Origin of the sequence: Salinivibrio sp. AR640 (assembly GCF_001995405.1) — a bacterium.
GTDB lineage: Bacteria > Pseudomonadota > Gammaproteobacteria > Enterobacterales > Vibrionaceae > Salinivibrio > Salinivibrio costicola.
Map to the genome: position 1 here is coordinate 1 of NZ_MUFD01000057.1, position 1361 is coordinate 1361.

2 protein-coding genes are annotated in these 1361 nt (G+C 32.2%); both read right to left on the reverse strand.

Annotated elements, in window-relative coordinates; translation table 11 throughout:
- A partial coding sequence (locus BZG75_RS15135; protein ID WP_131825154.1) for a hypothetical protein occupies window positions 1–446 on the reverse strand: 446 nt, incomplete at its 3' end.
- Window positions 447–448: 2 nt separating this feature from the next.
- Window positions 449–1361: oligosaccharide flippase family protein (locus BZG75_RS15140; protein WP_131825155.1), on the reverse strand; the 913-nt coding region annotated here is incomplete at its 5' end.

Sequence of the window (1361 nt, forward strand, 5' to 3'; positions counted from 1 at the left end):
GCTATATATTTAGCCCATCTGGTATCAATAGCATTTTCAGTTGAAACAAATTTAAAGGAATTTAGAGAAACTTCAGCAAAACACAGACCTTTATCCCTTAGTGATTGTATCATCGGGTATGTATAAACATCTAATAATTGGCCGTTGACTTTCCTAAACCGCCCCGAATTGATAATAACAGTATCAGACTGTTTCACTTTCCAAAGAAATTTAATTATTGAATCAAAGAAAGCAAGAATGCCAGTTCCATTTCCCGATTTTTTTTGTGAGAAATTATCACTCGAACTCTTCGTGTTATAAACTTTTAATTTATAGCATAAGTCTCTAAAAATCTCGTGTCTAACCTGCTGCCAGTAAAAAACGCCCATCAAATCACTTTCTAATAACGAAAATTTAGACTCAATAATATTAATATATTTGAAAACATCTGTAGGGGTATATTTCATTCTCATATCCCTCTTAATAACTTGGAGAAGTTCGAACGAAACATATAAATAACCAAGAACACAAGTGGGAGGGAAATAACATACAAAACTCTCATAACATTTTCTCCTCCAAACAAAACAAAGAAAAGCAACGCTAAATTAAGAACGATAATAGGCGCTAGTTCCAAGATATGTACAGTGGGTATCTTTAGTATCAACTTGGAAACTATATAACCAAAGATTGCCATAAAAAAGTAAGAAATAAATGTGGACACTGCTGCACCTAGCAAACCATAGAGCTTTATAAGGAATAGATTCAATACGATGTTTAACACAGCACTTAGTAAAGAAATGATAGAACTCCATGCAACAAATTTTGAAAATCCAATTCCCCGCCCCCAAACTTGCCATAATGCTAAAAAAAACATTCCAATGCTAATAGTAATTATAACTCGGTAGTCTGAAGAATAAGCTACACTGAAGAGTATATCTTTGAGTATATTACCATATGCCGAAATAAGAGCGATGAAACAGCTAATAAAAATCAGTATGGAAAATGAATCTCTACTCATTGATGACAAGTCACTACTATTAAAATATTTAAAAAATTGTGGAGTCCACGCTTTAGACAATGTCAYAAATAAAAACCAAGGTATTGTTGCGATTGTTGTATCGATTGAATATTTACCTACTTCAACCTCTCCTAATAGGTTATTTATCATGACCCTATCAATTTGCGATATAATTACGCTCGACAGTGCATATGGAATTAAAGGTATGGAATACGACAATACATAGCGAAGGTGTGCTTTAGTTACTGAAAAAACGTAATCTTTTTTTATGTCGAAGAGAATATATCCAGCAATCATTGATCTTACTAATATCATAGCTAAAAAAATATTTTCTGCTTTAGGTTCAAAATAAATGATAAAAAAG